Source organism: Halospeciosus flavus, from assembly GCF_029814175.1.
In the GTDB taxonomy this organism is placed as follows: domain Archaea; phylum Halobacteriota; class Halobacteria; order Halobacteriales; family Halobacteriaceae; genus Halospeciosus; species Halospeciosus flavus.
Genome location: NZ_CP122312.1, coordinates 110,763 through 130,564, shown reverse-complemented (window position 1 = coordinate 130,564; position 19,802 = coordinate 110,763). Strand labels below are relative to the sequence as shown.

General features: G+C 65.9%; 17 protein-coding genes. 10 read left to right on the top strand and 7 right to left on the bottom strand.

The genetic code is table 11. The features are described 5' to 3' along the window. Positions 1–534: 534 nt before the first annotated feature. From P0Y33_RS00610 to P0Y33_RS00590, 5 genes are all read left to right on the top strand, one after another. Positions 535–1,254 carry a hypothetical protein gene (locus tag P0Y33_RS00610; RefSeq protein WP_279528643.1) on the top strand — a complete coding sequence of 240 codons (720 nt, stop codon included), beginning with the start codon at positions 535–537 and terminating at the stop codon, positions 1,252–1,254. 79 nt (positions 1,255–1,333) lie between these two features. Beyond that, a complete protein-coding gene (locus P0Y33_RS00605; RefSeq protein WP_279528642.1) occupies positions 1,334–1,843 on the top strand; it encodes an LUD domain-containing protein in 510 nt (169 codons plus the stop codon). Beyond that, a complete protein-coding gene (locus tag P0Y33_RS00600; RefSeq protein ID WP_279528641.1) occupies positions 1,840–4,047 on the top strand; it encodes an LUD domain-containing protein in 2,208 nt (735 codons plus the stop codon). Before P0Y33_RS00605 ends, P0Y33_RS00600 begins: the two co-directional genes overlap by 4 nt. A 575-nt stretch (positions 4,048–4,622) precedes the next feature. Continuing rightward, positions 4,623–5,543, top strand: a complete 921-nt coding sequence (locus tag P0Y33_RS00595) for a CoA transferase subunit A (protein WP_279528640.1) — start codon at positions 4,623–4,625, stop codon at positions 5,541–5,543. Continuing rightward, positions 5,544–6,293 carry a CoA-transferase subunit beta gene (locus P0Y33_RS00590; protein ID WP_279528639.1) on the top strand — a complete coding sequence of 250 codons (750 nt, stop codon included), beginning with the start codon at positions 5,544–5,546 and terminating at the stop codon, positions 6,291–6,293. Here P0Y33_RS00590 and P0Y33_RS00585 read toward each other — a convergent pair. The 5 genes from P0Y33_RS00585 to P0Y33_RS00565 all read right to left on the bottom strand — a co-directional run bounded on the left by P0Y33_RS00585 (position 6,290) and on the right by P0Y33_RS00565 (position 12,008). After that, on the bottom strand, positions 6,290–6,706 hold the full coding sequence (locus P0Y33_RS00585; protein WP_279528638.1) for a Zn-ribbon domain-containing OB-fold protein: 417 nt from the start codon (positions 6,704–6,706) through the stop codon (positions 6,290–6,292). The two genes, P0Y33_RS00590 and P0Y33_RS00585, sit on opposite strands and share 4 nt — an antisense overlap. Beyond that, positions 6,706–7,695, bottom strand: coding sequence for a hypothetical protein (locus P0Y33_RS00580; protein ID WP_279528637.1), 990 nt, complete (start codon positions 7,693–7,695; stop codon positions 6,706–6,708). Before P0Y33_RS00580 ends, P0Y33_RS00585 begins: the two co-directional genes overlap by 1 nt. Continuing rightward, entirely contained in the window at positions 7,696–8,865 is a 1,170-nt protein-coding gene (locus P0Y33_RS00575) for a thiolase domain-containing protein (protein ID WP_279528636.1), read from the bottom strand. It abuts the gene before it with no gap. A gap of 68 nt (positions 8,866–8,933) precedes the next feature. Beyond that, positions 8,934–10,931 carry a TRAP transporter permease gene (locus tag P0Y33_RS00570; RefSeq protein WP_279528635.1) on the bottom strand — a complete coding sequence of 666 codons (1,998 nt, stop codon included), beginning with the start codon at positions 10,929–10,931 and terminating at the stop codon, positions 8,934–8,936. 15 nt (positions 10,932–10,946) lie between these two features. Then, on the bottom strand, positions 10,947–12,008 hold the full coding sequence (locus P0Y33_RS00565; RefSeq protein ID WP_279528634.1) for a TAXI family TRAP transporter solute-binding subunit: 1,062 nt from the start codon (positions 12,006–12,008) through the stop codon (positions 10,947–10,949). A gap of 142 nt (positions 12,009–12,150) precedes the next feature. On the opposite strand from P0Y33_RS00565, the gene P0Y33_RS00560 reads away from it, so the two are divergent. The 5 genes from P0Y33_RS00560 to P0Y33_RS00540 all read left to right on the top strand — a co-directional run bounded on the left by P0Y33_RS00560 (position 12,151) and on the right by P0Y33_RS00540 (position 16,976). After that, complete coding sequence (locus P0Y33_RS00560) at positions 12,151–13,332, top strand: CaiB/BaiF CoA transferase family protein (RefSeq protein WP_279528633.1); 1,182 nt, start codon at positions 12,151–12,153, stop codon at positions 13,330–13,332. Continuing rightward, positions 13,333–14,238 carry a DMT family transporter gene (locus tag P0Y33_RS00555; protein WP_279528632.1) on the top strand — a complete coding sequence of 302 codons (906 nt, stop codon included), beginning with the start codon at positions 13,333–13,335 and terminating at the stop codon, positions 14,236–14,238. Between the two features lie 47 nt (positions 14,239–14,285). Beyond that, positions 14,286–15,164 carry a 3-hydroxyacyl-CoA dehydrogenase family protein gene (locus tag P0Y33_RS00550; RefSeq protein ID WP_279528631.1) on the top strand — a complete coding sequence of 293 codons (879 nt, stop codon included), beginning with the start codon at positions 14,286–14,288 and terminating at the stop codon, positions 15,162–15,164. After that, positions 15,161–15,967, top strand: a complete 807-nt coding sequence (locus tag P0Y33_RS00545; RefSeq protein WP_279528630.1) for an enoyl-CoA hydratase/isomerase family protein — start codon at positions 15,161–15,163, stop codon at positions 15,965–15,967. Before P0Y33_RS00550 ends, P0Y33_RS00545 begins: the two co-directional genes overlap by 4 nt. A gap of 217 nt (positions 15,968–16,184) precedes the next feature. Continuing rightward, a complete protein-coding gene (locus P0Y33_RS00540) occupies positions 16,185–16,976 on the top strand; it encodes an IclR family transcriptional regulator (protein ID WP_279528629.1) in 792 nt (263 codons plus the stop codon). 77 nt (positions 16,977–17,053) lie between these two features. Here P0Y33_RS00540 and P0Y33_RS00535 read toward each other — a convergent pair whose 3' ends face one another. Beyond that, positions 17,054–19,009, bottom strand: coding sequence for an archaea-specific SMC-related protein (locus P0Y33_RS00535; protein ID WP_279528628.1), 1,956 nt, complete (start codon positions 19,007–19,009; stop codon positions 17,054–17,056). Between the two features lie 60 nt (positions 19,010–19,069). After that, entirely contained in the window at positions 19,070–19,684 is a 615-nt protein-coding gene (rdfA, locus tag P0Y33_RS00530; RefSeq protein ID WP_279528627.1) for a rod-determining factor RdfA, read from the bottom strand. Positions 19,685–19,802 lie beyond the last annotated feature (118 nt).

Here is a 19,802-nt window from a genome sequence, read left to right as displayed (position 1 = left end):
GATAGGCGGGCGTCATCCCGTGAGGGATGACGTATAAATGATGTATTGGTGAATGGTCGTTAGTGTTCGGCGACGCGGTCGGGGAGCCGACCGAGTGTCACCGAACTACCAGGGCTAACATCAGATTCCATCGTGTACGGCGGACCGCAGGGGTGGAATCCTCATGTCCTTCGGACTTGGACGTCGGTTCCGGTTGGGTAAGAACCCTTCGGAACGTCGTTCGTCGAGTCCGACGTGCGCATTTCTTTCGAGGTGTGAGATTCACTTAAGGGTGTCGTCTCGGCCTCGGTGAGAGGCGAGTCGACGGTCGGGCGTGGTGCCCGACGCCTCGAAAGCATGCATCAGCGGCGCCGGGGTGTGCCCGGGCCGCCTCACGTTCTTCGCATTAGTCCGAATGGCCGGGTTACACTTAACACCGTCGAACCGGAGGACGTTCGGGTCGGCGCCGCACGGTGGTTTCTCTCACGCACGACACGACGGACGACGCCCGATCCGACCACCGTGGTTATCCCCGTGCGTCCCCGACGACGTGGTATGATCGAGGGACTGGACACCGACGTCGCGAGCGCGGCGGAGATCGCCGAACACCGCGACGAAGTCGCAGCGGCGGTCCGCGAACACGCGGGCCGCGTCGCCCGGGAACTCTCTCTCCTCCAGGGCGGGGACTACGGGCAGGAGTCGTTCGAGACGGACGCCGGGACGTGGACGCTGAAGTACGAGGCCGGCGACGTCCAGTACCTCCGCTTCGAACAGGGCGGACGAGAGACGTACGTCGTCTCGTCGAAGCAACCGCCCGAGCCGGCGGCCCTCGCCGACGCACTCACCGACTACGACGCCTTCGTCGAAGCGTTCGCGACCTACGTCGACTCACTCGACGGCGTGCTTGACGACGTCGAGACCGACTTCCCCGACGTCGAGAGTACCGAGTCCGTCGTCGAGGAGCGCGAACGAATTCTTTCTCGCATGCGCGAGTGCGCGAACCAGATGGCCAGCGAACTGTTCCGTTACGAAGGGACCAACTACGGGACGTTCGAGACGCGCGTCGACGGGCGACGCTGGGAGTTGAAGTGGGAAGACGGTCAGGCGTCCTACCTCCGCGTCGGTGGGGAGGGTGGCGTCTACCTCCTCTCGCAGTATCAGCCGCCGTCGGCCACGGACCTCCGCGCGCACGTCGACGGATTCCACGGCTTCGTGGAGGCGTTCAACGAGCACGTCCGCGACCTCTCGTCGTCACTACGGACCGTCTCACTGTAGTGTCGAACGGCCGGGTCGGCCCACCAGTTGTCCGGAGAGTCAACCTTTAACACACGACACACCAATCCACCGGACAGGAATGAGTACGGAATCACTCTCGACCTTCCAGTCGGCGCTCACTGGACTGGACGTCGAGTACACCGAGACGACGACCGACGCGTTCTCCGAGACGCTCACAGAGATCGTCGAAGAGCCGGCCGTCGGCGCGCCCCTCGTGGGGTACGACGTGTCGCTGGACGACGTTCCCGTGACGTGCGGTCCGTCGACCGGAGAACTCACCGAGGCCGCGACGGGCGTGACTGGCGTCGACAAGGCCGTTGCCGAGCACGGGTCGCTCCTCCTCCCCTCCGACGAAGGCGGGACCGAACCGGTCAGCCTCTACCCGCCGACACACGTCGCCGTGGTACAGGCGAGCGACGTGCTCCCGGACGTGAAGGCTGCGACCGAGTGGCTCGACGGCGAATTCACCGCCGGCCGCCGCTCGACAGTGTTCGCGACCGGCGTCAGCGCTACCGGGGACATGGGTGCACTCGTCGAGGGAGTCCACGGTCCCGCGAACGTCCACGTCGTCGTCATCACAGACCAATGAGTGAGGCACGGAGAGAGAAGGCCGAACACATCCGACACCTCCTCGACTCGGAGGGGGCGAGCGTCAAGGAGAACGCCCGGCACTTCAACGCCCAACGCTACGAGGCGACCGAGGACTTCGAGGAGTACCAAGACCTCCGGACGGAGGCCCGCCGCATCAAAGAAGACGCCATCGAGAACCTCCCCGAACTCATCGACACCCTCCGGGAGTCCGTCGAGGAGAACGGGGGGAACCTCTACCTCGCCGACGACGCCGCCGACGCCAACCGCTACATCGAGGAGGTCGTCGAGGAGGAAGACGCCGAAACGCTCGTGAAGAGCAAGTCGATGACCACCGAGGAGATCGAGGTGAACGAGCACCTCGAAGCGGTGGGCGTCGACGTCTACGAGACGGACCTCGGCGAGTTCGTCCTCCAGGTCGCCGACGAGGCGCCCTCCCACCTCGTCGGCCCCGCCATCCACAAGTCGAAGGCGGAAATCGCGGTCCTGTTCAACGAGTACTTCGACATCGAGGACCCGCTGAAGTCCGCCGAGGAACTGACCAAGTTCGCCCGCGACTACCTCGGCGAGAAGATCCACGAGGCGGACGTCGGCATGACCGGCGCGAACTTCGTCCTCGCGGAGTCGGGGACCATCACGCTCGTCACCAACGAGGGGAACGCCCGGAAGTCGGCGGTGACTCCCGACACGCACGTCGCGGTCGCGGGCGTCGAGAAGGTCATCCCTTCGGTCCGGGAACTCCACCCGTTCATCGAACTCATCGCGAAGTCCGCGACCGGACAGGACATCGCCCAGTACGTCTCGTTGCTCTCGCCGCCGACCGACTCGCCGACGCTCGACTTCGACGACCCCGACGTCCCCGACTTCGGCGAGGACAGCGAACGGGAGTTCCACCTCGTCCTCATCGACAACGGGCGGATGGCGATGCGCGAGGACGAGCAGTTGAAGGAGACGCTCTACTGCATCCGGTGTGGCGCGTGTGCGAACACGTGCGGTAACTTCCAGAGCGTCGGGGGCCACGCCTTCGGCGGCGAGACGTACACCGGCGGGATCGCGACCGGGTGGGAGGCCGGCGTCCACGGTCTCGACTCCGCGGCGGAGTTCAACGACCTCTGTACGGGGTGTTCGCGCTGTGCCGAAGCCTGCCCCGTGAAGATCGACATCCCGTGGATCAACACCGCCGTCCGTAGCCGAATCAACGAGGGCGCCGACACGGGCCGCTTCGACCATCTCGTCGACGGCCTACTCCCCGACGGCGAGCCGAGCGGTCTCGACCTCCAGAAGCGCTTCTTCGGGAACTTCGAGACGCTCGCGAAACTCGGGAGCGCGACCGCGCCCGTCTCCAACTGGGTCGCGAACGCCGGTCCCGTGCGGTCGCTCTTGGAACGGGCCGTCGGCGTCGACAGACGCCGCGACCTCCCCGAGTTCCAGCGCGAGACGTTCGCCGACTGGTTCCGCGAGCGCGGCGGCCCACGGGTCCCGCGGGCGGACGCCCCCCGGAGTGCCGTCCTGTTCCCCGACGCGTACACGAACTACGTTCGACCCGCGCGCGGGAAGGCGGCGGTCCGGGCGCTCGAAGCCCTCGGAGTCCACGTCACTCTCTCGGAACCCGCCGAGAGCGGGCGTGCTCCCTTCTCGCAGGGAATGCTCTCGACCGCGGAGACACAGGCCGAAGCGGTCGCCGACGACCTCGGCCCCTACGTCCAGGCGGCCTACGACGTGGTCGTCGTCGAACCGAGCGACGTCGCCATGTTCCGCAGCGAGTACGAGAAACTCCTGTCCGAGGACCTCGCCGAACCCCTGCGCGAGCACAGCTACGAGGTGATGGAGTACGTCTACGGCTGTCTGGAGAACGGCGCCGACGCGGACGCCCTCCGCACGCCCGACGACTCCCTCGCCTTCCACGGCCACTGCCAGCAGCGGACGCTCGGACTCGACGCCTACACGGAGGCCGTCTTCGACGTACTCGACTGCGACGTCGTCTCCTCGGACACCGAGTGCTGCGGGATGGCCGGGAGTTTCGGCTACAAGTCGGAGTACTACGAACTCTCGATGGACGTCGGCGAGGACCTGCAGGCGCAGTTCGAGGACGAGACCGACCGCCGACTCGTCGCGAGCGGCACGTCCTGCTGTGAGCAACTCGACGCACTGCTCGACCGACCGGCCGACCACCCGGTCGAGGCCATCGCACCGAGCCCCGAGTAGCCCGTTCACGTCCAGAAACCGCGCCGAGTGCGCGGACGCGCCCTCGCCACTACTTCTTCCCCGTCGAGTCCGGTAAGCAGTTCGCGAGCACTGGTCCGGACGACGCGGCGCCGTCCTTGAGGATAGCGTCGTTCCGGAGACAGAATAGACACTTTTCTGACTGTTAATGTTAATAGACAGAGATAGAAGATTTATCGACGTCGACGATCCATACGTACGTGCACAGAATCGGCGTTCGAGATATTTCCACGGTACCGCACCTCTACGCCCCGATACAACGTGTTTTCTCTGGAAGTTCTAAATTGCGTGTCGACACAGGACACACGTATTCGACTAGTGGGAGAGGCAAAGATATTGCACCAGTTGATGCTTCTACCGGCCGTTTACTCTAAGTTGCGAATCTACCTAGCGAGCACTGGCTGAACCTCGGCGAGGTGAAAGACCTGATAGATATAGAGAATGTTGAAGTGAGAGACGAGTTTGTGTATCGACGGGTCAGTTCACAGTCCGAATCCGGACACGGACGGCACCGGAAGGCGAGGTATTAAGGTGGCGGCGGCGACGAATAGTGGGTAGTGACAACGACAGCCAAGCAGGTAGACATGGCGACAGCCATCTCCAGCGCGCTGGACGATGGTGACAGCGTGTACCTGGCCGGGTTTACCCACCTCATCCCCTTCGCGGCCGGCCACGAGATCATCAGACAGGGATACCGCGATCTGGAGGTCGTTCGAGCGACGCCGGACCTCGTGTACGACCAACTCATCGCGGCCGGTTGCGTCCGGAAGGCGACGTTCTCTTGGGCGGGAAACCCCGGCGTCGGGAGTCTCCGTGCGTTCCGTCGGGCCGTCGAGGAGGGCGTCCCGAACGAGATCGAGTTGGAGGAGTACACCCACTTCGGCATGACCGCGCGACTCTACGCCGGCGCCGTCGACCTCCCCTTCGTCCCGCTCCGGACGTTCGCGGGCACCGACCTCCCCGAACACAACGAGAACATCCGACCGGTCGAGTCGCCGTTCGGCGACGAGACAGTCTACGCCGTCCCACCGCTCGAACCGGACGTCGCAGTCGTCCGCGCCCAGCGGGCGGACGCGCAGGGCAACGCGCACGTGTGGGGCATCACGGGCGGGCACAAGGAGGCCGCGTTCGCCGCCGACACCGTCGTCCTCTCCGTCGAGGAAGTCGTCGACGAGTCGGTCATCCGGAGCGACCCGAATCGGACGCTGTTCACCGACGACGTCGTCGACTACGTCGTCGAGGAGCCGTACGGGTCGCACCCGTCGTACGCGCAGGGCTACTACGCCCGCGACAACGAGGCGTACCTGGAGTGGGACGAGGTGTCTTCTTCCCACGAGCGAGTCGAAGAGTGGCTCGACGAGTACGTGTACGGCGTCGACGACCGACGCGAGTACGTCGAGACGCTCCCGACTGAGCGCCTCCTCGATCTGGAGGCCGGGACGAAGTACGCGACGGCCATCGACATGGGGGACTACTGAATGACGTACACGAACACCGAGCTGATGGTGTCGGCCGCGGCGAGCAAACTCCGCGACGACGACTCCGTCCTCGTCGGCATCGGCGTTCCGAACCTCGCATGTAACCTCGCCAAGCGGACCCACGCACCGGGGCTTCGGATGATCTACGAGTCCGGGACGGTCGGGTCGAACCCGAGTTCGCTCCCGCTCTCCATCGGCGACCCGGTGCTCGCGAGCGGCGCGCTCGACGTCGAGTCGCTGATGGACGGCTTCAGCTACTACCTCCAAGGCGGCCGCATCGACGTCGGTTTCCTCGGCGGCGCACAGGTCGACCGCCGCGGCAACATCAACTCGACCGTCATCGGCGACTACGACGATCCGGACGTCCGTCTCCCGGGAAGCGGTGGCGCCTGCGAAATCGCCAGCAACGTCGAGCGGACGCTCATCATCGCACCCCACGAGGCACAGCGGTTTCCCGAGGAAGTCGACTTCGTCACGAGTCCCGGCTACGTCGACGGGCCGGGCGGCCGCGAGGAGCACGGACTCCGCGGCGGTCCCGAGGCCGTCATCACGGACAAGGCCATCATGGAGTTCGAAGACGGAGAGATGTACGTCGCGTCGCTCCACCCGGGCGTCACGCGCGACGAAGTGGCCGACGCGACGGGGTGGGACGTCCGCTTCGCCGACGACCTCGACGAGACGACGCCGCCGAGCGACGACGAACTCACGCTCCTGCGCGAAGAACTAGACCCCGACGGGGTCTACCTCTAGTTCTCGGGGCGGAACTTCGCCCCGTATCGGACGACGCCTTCGTCCTCGTAGATGCGACGGATCGTCGCCTCGACGCGGTCGCCGCGTTCCGGGGCGTGGGGGTCACAGTCCGTGAGCATCCCGGGGACGCGCGCGCCGCCATCCAGTTCGACGAGGGCGACGCCGATCGCACCCTCGGCGTCAAGGAGTTCCTCGAACTCGGGCGGGGCGCCGCCCTCGATGACGGTGTGGGCGACGATCTCGCCGGTCCCCTCGGGTTCGACCGCTTCGAGCGCGTCGACTGCGTTACACTCGACGCAGGCGCCCTCCGGCGGGAACGTGTGCGCGCCGCACTCGGTACACTCGCCGACGACGAGGCGGTAGCGACTGCCGAGCGAGCGCCACCACGTCGGGACGCTGACGTACGCCCCCATCAGCGCTCACCTCCGTCGGGGAGGACGTGCCCACGCTTGCGGAGGTACTCCGCGTAGGTGATCTCGTGGCCGGTACGCCGCCAGTCGGTGTCGAGTGTGCCTGTCGTCACGAGTGCATCAGCCCCTGCGCCGTCGCCGTAGCCGACGACGACCGTGTTCTCCGAACCGTCCTCCCAGGCCGCGAGCAGGCCGAACAGGGCGCTCGCGGCGCCGGTGTCACCGAGTTCCCCCGCGAGGTGGTAGATCTCCGCGTCGAATGGGAGTCGTCGTGCACCGCGACCGGGGAGACTCCCGTCGGGTGCGCTGAGCGCGACGCCCGTGGGTTCGACGTCGGCGTCGCCACCGAGGTCGAGTCCGTCGACGGCGCCGGCGACGGCCGTCGCATAGGCGTCCCGGCCGTAGGTCGTCGCGCCGTACTCCTCGATACTCTCGCTACCGCGTCGCCGGAAGCGTGTTCCGGGGTACTCCTGCGCGTAGGTGGCGACGTCGGTGAGGTCGACCGTACCCGACTCGGCGGTGAGGAACGCGACGGCGCCCGCGCCGGCCGCGTGGTCGAGCGCGTCGTCGGGTTCGCCGAGGGGACAGTCGCTCGCGACGGCCAGCGCCGGTCCGTCGGCCCGACTCGCCGCGAGGAGTGCTCGCGTTCCCGCGCGCGTAGACTGGGTGAAGACCGAGACTTCGACCGACCGCGGGAGACCGAGCATCTCGGCGACCTGGACGCCGACGTCGCCCTCGTCGATGGGCGGGGTGGTCGTCCCGAGCGCGAGCGCGGACAACTCCTCGCGAGCCACGTCACTCGCCGCGATGGCGTCGCGGGCCGCTTCCACGGCCATCGTCACGGCGTCCTCGTCGCCAGCAGGAACGCGTTTCTCCGAGACGCCGCGGGCGCGAAAGCCGTCCCACGCCTCGCCGATGGTCTCGGCGGAGATGGTGTAGCGCGGGACGTACGCGCCGGCGCTCTCGACGGGAGTGAGGTCGCGCTCGCTCACTCAGGCCCACCCCCGTTCGTAGACGCCGACGACGACCGCGCCGCCGGAGCCACCGACGTTGTGGGTCAGTCCGCGTTCGAGACCGTCGACCTGCCGGTCGCCCGCCTCGCCGCGGAGTTGCTTGAACACCTCGACGGCCTGGCCGCCGCCGGTCGCACCGATGGGGTGGCCCTTGCTCTTGAGACCGCCGGAGAGGTTCACCGGGCGCTCGCCGTCGGGTTCGGTCGCACCCGACTCGACGTAGGGACCGGCCTCGCCCTTCTCACAGAAACCGAGGTCCTCGTAGGCCAGCAGTTCCGCGATGGAGAAACAGTCGTGGACCTCCGCGAAGTCGACGTCCTCGGGACCGACGTCCGCCTCCTCGTAGGCCTGCTCGGCGGCCTCCGTGGTCGCCGGGATCCCCGTGATGGTCGGTCGCTGGAAGAGTCCGACGCGACCGCTCGCCTGTCCCGTACCGGAGAGGCGAATCGGCTCGTCGGTGAGTTCCTCGGCGACCTCTCGGCTCGTCAAGATGACCGCGCTCGCGCCGTCGGAGGTGGGACAGCAGTCGTAGAGGTTCAGCGGGTCCGCGACCGTCGACCCCTCCATCGCCTGGTCGAGCGAACACTCGAAGCCGAGGTGGGCGTGGGGGTTCTTCGCTCCGTTGGCGTGGTTCTTCACGGCGACCCGCGAGAGTTGTTCGCGCGTGGTGCCGTACTCGGCCATGTGGGCGTCGGCCATCTGGGCGTAGACGCCGGCGAACGTCGTGCCGGCCATCCGCTCCCACTCCGTCTCGCCCGAGACGCCGAGCCAGTAGCGCGTCTGCTCGCCGCTCATGTCGGTCATCACTTCGACGCCGCCGGCGAGGGCGACGTCTGCGACGCCCGAACGGATGGCGAGTGCGGCCTGTCGGAGCGCGACGCCGCTCGCCGCACACGCGTTCTCCACGCGCGTGCACGAGGCACCATCGAGACCGACGTGTTCGGTGACCGCCGGACCCGGGAGTCCGAGTTGGCGGCCGCCGACACCGAGCGTCCCGATGTAGGCCTCGTCGATTCGTTCGCGGTCGAGGTCACCGTCGACCGAGTCGACGGCACCCTCGAACGCGGTCGAGAACAGTGATCGGTACGACTCGTCGGGGAACGACCCGTAGTCTGACTGTGCCGCACCGACCAAGTACACTTCCCGCATACAAGCAGGTCAGTCGAGAAGGGTTGTAAAGTGTTTCCAACCGGCAAAGGGCGAGGCCCGGTGGGGCGTTACTCGCCTTCGGGGACGGCACCGACGTCGGCGACGTTCGGGAGACGCGACTGGACGACGAACAGGCAGACCGCGACGGCGATCGCGGCGACCCGCGGGAGCATCGTCGGCCAGATCATCGCGACGACGCCGAGGACGACGTAGACCGCGCGTGCGGCGTACCCGGCGGGCGAGGGGAGACCGAACGGTCGTGCGGCGCAGTTGAGACCGTGCGTGATGGAGATGGCCCCCAATAACACGACGAACCCGGACAGGAGCGTCAGTCCGGTGATGCCGCCCGTGACGATCTCCGGGTTGTAGATGAAGGCGAACGGGAGGACGAACAGCGGCGTCGCGAGCTTCAGCGCCTCCAGCGCGGTCCGCCAGAAGTTCGACCCCGCGATACCGGTCGTCACCACGACCGCGATAGCGATCGGTGGGGTGATCCCCGAGAGGATGGCCGAGTAGAACACGAAGAAGTGTGCGGCCAGGCTGGGGACGTCGAACTGGTTGATCAGCGTCGGCGCGATGAGCAACGCGACGATGGTGTACGCCGCGACCGTCGGCATCCCGAGACCGAGGACGAGACAGATGATCATCGCGAGGAGGATGCTGATAGCCATGACGCCACCGGCGATACCGATGAGGGCGAGCGAGAGTTTCCCGGGGACGCCGGTCGCGTTCAGCAAGTCGACGATACCGTTGACCGCCGCGATGATGATGGCGATAGGTGCCATCGTCGTGGCGCCGTACTTGACGCCCTCGACGGTGTCGTGGATCTCCTCGCGAACCGTCGCGACGACGTTCTCCTCGCTGCGCACGACGCTCAGGAGGATGGGGATGCCCGCGCCGGTCGCGACCATCGCGAGACAGGTGTAGAGTGCCGACGTAACGACCGTCCACTGGGCGATGCCCAGCAAGTAGAGGAGGACGAGGAAGGGAACACCGAAGCGAACCGCCTCGACGAGCGGGTGGTACCCCTCGTCGAGTTCCTCGATGCGTGCCTCGAGTTGCTCGTTGCCCTCCGAGAGCTGTTTGGTCGACATGTAGTGGACGCCGATGGCGACCGAGACGTAGAAGACGACCGCGGGGATGATGCCCGCGACCAGGACCTCCATGTACGTGATTCCGAGGAGCGACGCCATGACGAACGCCGCGGCGCCCATCACGGGGGGCATGATCTGCCCGCCGGAGGAGGCGACGGCCTCGATACCGCCGGCCGTCTCGGCCTTCATCCCGTTTCGCTTCATCAGCGGGATGGTGAACGAACCGGTCATCGCGGCGTTGGCGGTCTGTGCGCCGTTGATAGAGCCGACGATGAGACTCGAGAGGACCGCCGACTGCGCGACGCCCGAGCGGAAGTACTTCGCCGCGCCGAACGCGAGGCGCATGATGAGCTGGAACGCACCGTACCCGCGGAGGAGTCCGGCGTACAGCAAGAACAGTGCGACCCACGCGGCGACGATCTGGGTGATCGACCCGAAGAACCCGTCGAACTCCAGGACGAGGAGGTTGACGATCTGGCGTTCGCCGACACCGCTGTGCTGGAGCAGACCGGGGAAGAACTCGCCGAACCGGGCGTAGACGATCGACACGAGCACGACGGCGACGAACGCGGCGCCGAACGCGCGGTAGGTCAGGTAGATGATCGCGAGGGTGAACAGCGCGGCCAGCGCGTACTCGTACTCGAGGGCGTAGCCGACTCGGATCGTCGAGTGGACCTCGTAGTTGACGTACAGGTACGCCGACGTGACCGTCGTCACTACCGCGAGCAGCCACAGGCCGATCCGCTGGAGGTACTGGTCGTGTTCCAGTTTGTACTGCTCGTGGAGGATGTAGACGAGGATGCCCCCGCCGAGGAAGACGGCGGCGTACTTCGCCCGCGGAATCTCCTGGTTGAACGCGTACAGTACGACTCTCGCCCAGAAGAGCAGCGCGACGACTGTGACGAGGTTGTTCAGCAGGTGCTCTCGCTGGAGCGACACCGGCGACCACACGGGCGCTTCGTTCTCACTCATTGTGTCGTCGAGACGCTACTCCTGTACCGTGCCGCGCTCGTAGTCACCGACGTCGACGCCCTGGTCCTCGAGGAAGTCGTAGACACCGGGGTGGACCGGGAGACCGTCGAGGTAGACTTCGGCCATGGCCGCCGGGTCGCTGTGGTCGGCGTAGGCCGGCTGGCCGTTCTGGATGGCCTCGACGTTCTCGTGGCTGATCTTCGCGAGTTCGTAGCCGACGTCGCGTGAGATGTCGCGGCCGAAGAAGAACTGGAAGTCGGAGGGGAACGACCCGACGGTCTTCGAACCCATGTCCTGGTTCCAGCCGTAGACCTCGATCTCCTTGAAGTTCGTCCCGCGGGTCTGCTCGATACCCTGCTTGAGCTTGTCGCCGACCTGCACGACGTGGAGGTCCGAACGGGCGTCGACCTCGGTCGCCCAGCCCGGGAGGTTCTCGAAGCCGGAGCCGTAGGCGACGAGCGCGTCGACGCGGTTCTCCTCGATGGCGCCGGCGACGTCGCCGGTGTCGGCGTCGACCACGTTCGGTTCGAGGTCCTCCCACATGCCGGCGTTCTTGAAGATGGTCTCGACCTGCTGGCGCAGTCCCCAACTCGGGGGGAGCGGCCAGAACTTCTTGCCGACGAGGTCGTCGGTCGTCTCGATGCCGGAGCCGTCGACCGCGACGACGTGGAGGTGCAGCGAGGCGATCTTGAAGGCCTGGAAGGGCACCTCGTCGACCGGGCGCTGCTGGAACGGGGGTTTCTCCTGCATCGCGGACGCGATGATGAAGTTCCCGGACGTCAACGCCTGGAGGTTGCCCTGGTTGTACTGGCGGATACTCGGCGGGTCACCGCCTGTCTCCTGACTGTTCCACTGGATGGTCCCCGCCGGTTCGGTGTCCGGCGAGACGTCCTTGACGACGCGCTGGAAAGCGTTACTCGCCTGGCCGGTGGTCGTACTTGCACTGGGGATGCCGACGCCGATCGACGTCGCACCACTGCCGCTACCCCCACCCGAACAACCGGCGAGACCGGTCAATCCTGCCGCTCCAATCGCACCGGTCGCTTTGAGCCACTGACGTCTGGTACTGCGAGCCATGCCCTAACTCGGGGGATAATTCATAATAAATGTTCCTATAGGTGTCCACAAACCGAACAGTGGAAGCCGGAGACGGCGTCTCAGTTAACGGAGCTGTCAGATGACGCAACGTATAAAGGTGGTCGTGGCTACGGTTCCAAGTATGCGACCTCTAGACGACCTCGTGGTCGTCGACGCGACTCAGGCACTCGTGGGTCCGTTGGCGACGCAGACGCTCGGCGACTTCGGTGCGGACGTCATCAAGATCGAACGACCGGGCCACGGCGACGTGACCCGGACGTACTCGCCGGCGTACGGCGACGAGTTGTCGGCGTACTTCGTGAGCCTCAACCGGAACAAGCGGAGCATCACCCTCGACCTGACGAGCGACGAGGGGCAGGCGGTCATGCACGACCTCGTCTCCGAGGCCGACGTGTTCATCCAGAACTTCTCGCCGGGGAAAGAAGACGAGTTCGCCGCCGACTACGAGACGCTCTCGGAGATCACCGAGGACCTGATCTACTGTGCGGTGTCCGGTTACGGCGAGGGGAGTCCGTACAGCGACAAGAAGTCCTTCGACATCATCCTCCAGGGGGAGTCCGGGATGATGAGCATCACCGGGTCCGAGGACCAACCCGCCCGCGTCGGCGTCTCCATCAGCGACATCTCGGGAGCGATGACCGCCCTCTACTCCATCCTCACCGCCCTCTACCACCGCGAACGGACCGGCGAGGGCCAACACATCGACCTCGCGTTGCTCGACACGAGTTTCCAGTTCCTCCTCTACCACGTCTCGAACTACTTCGCGACCGGCGAGAACCCGAAGCGGATGGGGACCCGCCACCCGAGTCTGATGCCGTACCAGGCGTTCGAGACCGCGGACGACTACATCGTGGTCGGCGTCATCAGCGAGAAACACTGGCCGAACCTCTGTCGCGCCATCGGCAAGGAGGAGTGGCTCGACGTCGAGGAGTACTCCTCGTTCACCGGCCGTATCGAGAACCGCGCGGAACTCGACGCGGAACTCGACGACATCTTCGCCGAGCGCACCACCGAGGAGTGGCTCGACGTCCTCAAGGCCGAGAACGTCCCCTGCACGCCGCTCAACACCGTCGAAGACGTGGTCGACGACCCCCACATCGAGGCGAAGGACATGGTCGCGGAGATGGAACACCCCGACCTCGGGACGTTCAAGTCCCCCGCCAACCCGGTCAACTTCTCGACGCTCGACACGGACGTCGAGGACGCACCGCCGCGGCTCGGTGAACACACCGAGGACGTCCTCCGCGACTTCGGTTACACGGACGCCGACATCGAACGGCTCCGCCGCGAGGACGTCGTATAAGTGGCCGCCCCGTTCGGACTCCCCGTAACGCCCCCCGGCGAGGTCGTCGCCCTCTTCGCCGCACTCGTCTCCTCGGTCGGCTACGTGAGCGCCCGCCGCGGACTCGACGACGTCTCGGCGGAAGTACTCGTCACCGCGACGACGGCCGTCAGCGTCGTCCTGCTCGTCCCGCTCGTCTTCGTCCTCGACCAGCCACGGCTGACGCCGGCCGCGTTCGCCGTCTTCGTCGTCAGCGGTCTCCTCGGGTCGGGGCTCGGTCGCTTCCTGCTGTCGAGCGTCATCCACCTCGTCGGCGCGGGCGTCGCCCACTCCGTGAAGAGCGCCAGCCCCGTCGTCGCGGCCGTATTCTCCGTCGTCTTCCTCGGCGAGACGCTGACGGTCGCACTCGCCGTGGGCATCCTCGTCGTCGTCGCCGGCCTCGTCTTGCTCACCCGCGCCACCAGCGAGGACGACGGGCGACGGACTGCCGGCATCTCGACGACGGCGGCCGTCTCGGTGCTGGTCGTCTGCTGGTTCGGCGTGACGCCCGTCGTCCGGAAGTACGGTCTCTCGGTGCTCGACGCCCCGCTCCTCCCGGCGCTCGCGACGAACTTCTTCGTCGGGATGCTCGTCGGACTCGCCATCGCTCTCTACCGGAACCCGGGGCAACTCTCGGTCGCACTGCACTCCGACTCCCGGCGCTACCTCGTCCTCACCGGCCTGTGCTGGACCGTCGCCATCACCGCCTACTTCGCCGCGCTCGGCCTGGCCGACGCCGTCGTAGTCGTCCCCATCTTCAACGCCAGCCCCCTGTTCACCGTCGCGCTCGGCATCTTCTTCCTCGGCGAGCGACAGGCCGCCCGGAAGACTACGGTCGTCGGCGCCCTCGTGACGGTCTGTGGGGTCGTCCTCATCACGCTGGCGTAGCGGCCGAGCGGAACACTTATTCTGTTGTGCCCGGCCCGATACAGCGTATGCACGTCACCGTCATCGGTGCAGGGAGCATGGGCCACGGTATCGCACAGGTCTCCGCGCAGGCCGGACACACGGTCTCTCTCAACGACGTCGACGAGGAACGCGTCGACGCGGGCCTCGAGTCCATCGAGGCGAACCTCCAGGGTGGCGTCGACCGCGGGAAGGTCACGCCCGAAGAGCGCGACGCGACGCTCGAACGGATCACCGGGGAACCGTCGCTGCCGGAGGCCGTCTCGGACGCCGACCTCGTCGTCGAGGCCGTCCCCGAGGACGTCGACCTGAAGCAGAGCGTCTTCGAGCAAGTCGAGGAGCACGCCGACGAGGGGACCATCGTCGGGACGAACACCTCCTCGCTCTCGGTCACCGAAATCGCCAGCGCGCTCGACGACCCCTCGCGAGCCATCGGTCTCCACTTCTTCAACCCGCCTCACCTCATGGACCTCGTCGAGATCGTCGTCGCCGAGCAGACGGTCAGCGACGTCGAGGAACGGGCCGTCGAGTACGTCGAAGGACTCGACAAAGAGGCCGTCGTCGTCCACGACAGCGCGGGGTTCGCCTCCTCGCGACTCGGTCTCGTCCTCGGTCTCGAGGCCATCCGGATGGTCGAGAGCGGCGTCGCGTCCGTCGAAGACATCGACACCGCGATGGAAGAGGGGTACAACCACCCGATGGGGCCGCTCGAACTCACCGACCTCGTGGGACTCGACGTTCGCCTCGACATCGCGGAGTACCTCCGCGAGGAACTCGGGGAGCGCTTCCGCCCGCCGCAACTCCTGAAGAAGAAGGTCCGCGCCGGAAAACTCGGGAAGAAGAGCGGCGAGGGGTTCTACGTCTGGGAGGACGGCGAGGCCGTGCGGCCGAGCGGTGAGGGCGAATGAGCCTCGCAGACGCCGACTACGAGACGCTCGACGTCGAGGTCGGCGAACGCGCCGAGCGAGTCGCGACCGTCACCATCTCGCGACCGGACGCCCGGAACGCGCTGAACGCGACGGTCCGCTCGGAACTGAAAGACGCCGTCTCCGCCGCCGAGGAGGACCCCGCCGTTCGCGTGCTCGTCCTCACCGGCGACGACGAGGGCGGCGCGTTCGTCGCGGGAGCCGACGTCACGGAGTTCGGCGACCGCGACCAGTTCGAACAGCGGCGTGTGAGCCGTCGTCCCCGGGTCTACGAGATGGTCGCCGAGGCGACGCTCCCGGTTGTCGCACGAATCAACGGCCACGCGCTCGGCGGCGGCTGTGAACTCGCACAGGCCTGTGACGTCCGCATCGCGAAGGCGGACGCGAAACTCGGCCAGCCCGAGATCAACCTCGGACTCATCCCCGGCGGCGGCGGAACCCAGCGACTCGCCGACCTCGTCGGCGAGGGACAGGCGCTGAAACTGATCCTCTCGGGCGAGCTCCTCGACGCCGAGGAGGCCGCCGACGTCGGACTCGTCGAGGAAGTCCACGACGAGGACGCCTTCGACGAGCGGGTGTACGACTTCGCGGAGACCGTGGCCGCGAAGAGTCCGATCGCACTCGAGTTGGCGAAGGAAGCGGTTCGTTCGGGGTCCCGAATGGGTCGTCGCGAGGGACTCGACTACGAGGCCGAGTTGTTCACCTCGCTGTTCGACACCGCCGACCTCCAGGGGGGACTCGACGCCTTCTTCGAGGGACGCGAACCCGAGTTCCGCGGCGAGTAAGCCGGCTTCGACGAGTTCCAGAAGAACCAGGTCGCCCGCGTCCTGGAGGAGCAGGGACTCCCGCCGTTCGCCCGAACGCGCGTCGTTTCTCGGGGTGGCTCTTTTCTTCGAAGCCGTTTCTCGACGGTGGCGTCGATGACGTCGATGACCGAACAGTACCGCGCTCAGTTTCCCATCAGTAAACACTATGGTCGATGCTGCCGTCGGTTCGTGTACCGTGACCACAGGAAGCGACCCCGAGGACGGCGGTTCGAGCAGCCAGTCCCGAATCAAGAGCCTCGACACGACGTTCACTATCGTCGAATCGCTCACCGACCTCGACGGTGCCAGAGTGACGGAACTCGCCGACCGAACTGGGCTCTCGAAGAGCACGGTCCACAAACACCTCGCGACCCTCGTCGCCCACGGCTACGTCGTCAAGGAGGGCGAGGAGTACCGACTCGGCTTCCGGTTCCTGGACCTCGGTGGCTACGTCCGTGCGCAGTTCACCGGCGCCGACATCATCAAATCGAAGATCCAGGAACTCGCCGAGAAGACCGGCGAGGTCGCCCAGTACATGACCGAGGAGAACGGGGAGGCGGTCGTCCTCTACCGCGAGGACGGCCACCACGGCGTCCCGTCGCGAACCCGGACGGGGAAACGTATGTACCTCCACCAGGTCGCCTCCGGGAAGGCCATCCTCGCACAACTCCCCGAAGAGCGCGTCGACGAGATACTCGAACGCCACGGCCTCCCGCGCGCGACGGACACCACCATCACGGACCCGGACGAGTTGAAGGCCGAACTCGAAGAGATCCGCGAGAACGGGGTCGCGTACAGCTACGGCGAGAGCACGAAGGGGCTGTACGCGGTCGCGGCGCCGATGATGGCCCCCGACGAGACGGTGCTCGGCGCCTGCGTCGTCTCCGGACCGAGCCACCGGATGGCGGGTGAGCCGATGGACGAGGAGATCCCGGAGATCCTGTTGAGTATCGTGAACGAAGTCGAGTTGAACATCGCTCACTCCTGAGCGGGCGTTTCTCGACGGCGAACGACCGTCCGAGTTTTACATCGGTACGTTCGTAACGGGAGGGCCGGACGTCCGGCTCAGATATCCCGGACGCGGTGGTAGTCGTCGTCGAGGGCCTGGGCGTCCTCGGGGAGGAGCGCGACGACAACGAAGGGGACGTACTGCTCGAAGTAGTCGACGAGGGCGGCGATACGCTCGGAATCGATGGCTTCGAGGGAGTCGAGGAGGACGAACGGGACTTCTTCGTGGACGTCGTGGACGCGGTAGCCCGCGAGCGCGAAGACGAGTCCCGTCACCTCGCGTTCGGACTCGCTGAGGTGGTCGACCGTGTCCTCGTAAGCGACGCCGTCCTCGGTCGTCCGGACCACGTGCAGGTCGAACGTCGTCTTCTCGACCTTCCGGCGGCCCTCTCGGACCTCGGTCTCGGCGCGGTCGATCCAGATCCGGTCGATGTTCTCGTAGTCGAGGACGTCGAGGACCTCCTCCATGTGCTCGTTGAACGACTCAACTGCGTTTTCCTCCAGCGAGTCGATTCGCGTTCGGAGGTCCTGAAGTTCCGCTTTCACCTCGTCGCGCTCGGTCTCGAGTGACTCGCGTTTCTCGATGGTCGACTCGACTTCGGCGAGTTCCGTCTCGACGTCGTCGAGGTCGTCCGTGAGCGAGTCGAGGCGGAACTCGAGTTGGTTGGCCTCACGGTGAAGGTCAAGGAGCGCGCTGTAGCTCTCCTCTTCGAGTTCTTCGACCGTTTCCTCGAGGTCCTCGACGTCGTCCTCGAGGTCGCCGCGCTGTTCTTGGAGGCGTTCGATGGTCTCCTCACGAGAGTCAGTCTCCTCGTCAAGCTCTTCGAGCCGGTTCTGAAGGCGCTTTTGGCGACGGCTCGTCTCTTCGAGCTCCTGCTTTTCCGATTGGACCTCTTCGAGTTCGTCAGTGACTGTCGAACGCTCCTCGCGTTTCTCGTCGGCGACATCGCGAAGCTGGTCGAGCGTCGACTCGATTTCCTCTTGATCGACTTCCGAGCCACAGGTCCAACAGACCCCAGTTTCGTTGCTGTCCGGGAGGAGTCCTGCCGTGACGTCATCGTGGCTGTGGCCGTCCTCGTCGGCGAGAATCTGGAGCAAATCCTCGTTATCACCGTTGAGCATCTCCTCGTTGAACTGGATCAGGCTCTGGAGTTGCTTGAGTGTCGATTCAAGCGATCGTTTCTCCGCTCGCAGGGAGTCGATGCGATCGTCGAGATACGCAATCTCGTCCTCGGGTGCCTCCGAAAGATCGGCGAGTTCAGCTTCGACCTCGTCCCGCTCCTCACGGAGAGAGGCGAGACTATCACGTTCGCTCTGGAGGCGTTCACGCGTTCGCTTGAGCTCCGAGCGACGGTCGTTTAGCTCGTCGAGGGCGTCTTCGAGTTCGGCCTTCTCTTCGCGGGATTCCTCGACGCCCGCGTCGGCTTCCTCGATCTCCTGTCGCTTGGCCTCGAGTTCGGCTTCGGTCTCTTCGATCTCGGCTTCGAGTTCCTCCTTGCGTGCTTCGAGTTCGGGCCGGCGTGATTCGGCGCGTTCGGTCTCCTTGATGCGCTCGTCGAGTCGTCGTTTCTCGGCCTGGAGATCGTCGATACGCGACTTGATGCGCTCGGTGTCGACCGGACGCATGATGAGGTCCCGTAGATTGTCGCCACGCGCGACCGCCCGTCGCGCCTCGTTGTTCTCCAAGAGGAAGGCGAAGAGGTCCGCCAGCGTCGGGTCGTCAAGCAGTGGGTCCCCGCCGAACGAGACATGGCTATTCTCACGAGTGAGCGTCCGCGTGACGACGTCGCCTTCCCACTCTAACTCGACTCGGCCCTCGTCTGCGCCGCCGCGCAGCGAGACGTCTTCGCTCCCCACAGCCGCCATCAACGACTGCAGGAACGACGTCCGATTCGTCGCGTTTCGACCGACCAAGACGTTTACACCCGGCCGCAGATCGACAGCCGTCTCCTCAATGCCACCGATATTCGAGGCACTCACGGAGACGGGTTCGGTTCGTTCGATAGTACTCATCTACCGTAGGCAATCGGCCGTAGCGTATAATTCTTTGCTCCACCGGCGGCTTTGGCCCCCTCAGGTCGCGGACTCGCAGTCACACCCGCCGGCGTCGAGGAGCGCGCCGACGTCGTGGTGGCGCCCACAGGACTCGCAGGCGACCGTCACGTCGACGAACACGTCATACCCGTCGAGGTCGAAGTCGTTCTCGCGGAGCCGTGCGAGGTGGTTGTCCACGACCTTCTCGGTTCGGCTCTCCATCGCGAAGACGGTGTCGCGGGCCGACTCGATCGGGTCCTTGCGCTCGCGTTTCTTCTCGACGTCGAGACACTCCCGGAGGTGGGTGTGGATCGACTGGTGGGAGACGAAGTCGCTCCGGACGGTCTCGACGTCGACACCGTCGCGTTCGAGTCGGTTCTCCGCCTGCGTGCGCGACCCCGCGCTGACCTCGTCATCGACGAGCAACCGGTAGGTGTTCTCGAGTTCACCTTCGAGGACCTCGACGTTCGCCCGCTGGAGGGCCGCCCGGAGGACCGCCCGGTTGAACACCGCCTCGAGTTCCCGCAGGCTGTGTTCCTCGCCGCCCTCCCCGCGCCACCGCGTCGTAAGTGCGGTGTCCATGTCGTCGAGTCCGTACTCGTGGCTGACCCGACCGACTTTACACTCGCACGACGGTCCGTCTCCAGAATTCATCGTCACTTCGTACCCGACCGAGGACCATAAGCGTTCCTAATTTTACGCGGTTAGTGACGTAAAGAGTACGCGACCGTGCGTCGGGGTCGTCACCGAATCGAACACGGAAAGATACGTA